This is a genomic window from Enterobacter sp. UNJFSC 003 (genome assembly GCF_036903355.1).
In the GTDB taxonomy this organism is placed as follows: Bacteria; Pseudomonadota; Gammaproteobacteria; order Enterobacterales; family Enterobacteriaceae; genus Enterobacter.
Genome location: NZ_JBAKHK010000172.1, coordinates 1 through 270 on the forward strand (window position 1 = coordinate 1; position 270 = coordinate 270).

Annotated in this window: 1 pseudogene; it reads left to right on the forward strand. The window is 49.6% G+C overall.

The features are described from left to right. Window positions 1-270 (forward strand): annotated as a pseudogene (gene glpF / locus V5P19_RS23650) (glycerol uptake facilitator protein GlpF); the annotation flags it as partial.

Consider the following 270-nt stretch of genomic DNA (forward strand, 5'->3'; position numbering starts at 1 on the left):
CACTAAAAGTCGCTGGTGCGTCTTTTGGTCAGTGGGAAATCAGTGTCATTTGGGGACTGGGGGTGGCAATGGCCATCTACCTGACCGCAGGGGTTTCCGGCGCGCATCTTAATCCCGCTGTTACCATTGCATTGTGGCTGTTTGCCTGTTTCGACAAGCGCAAAGTTATTCCTTTTATCGTTTCACAAGTTGCCGGCGCTTTCTGCGCTGCGGCTTTAGTTTACGGGCTTTACTACAATTTATTTTTCGACTTCGAGCAGACTCATCACA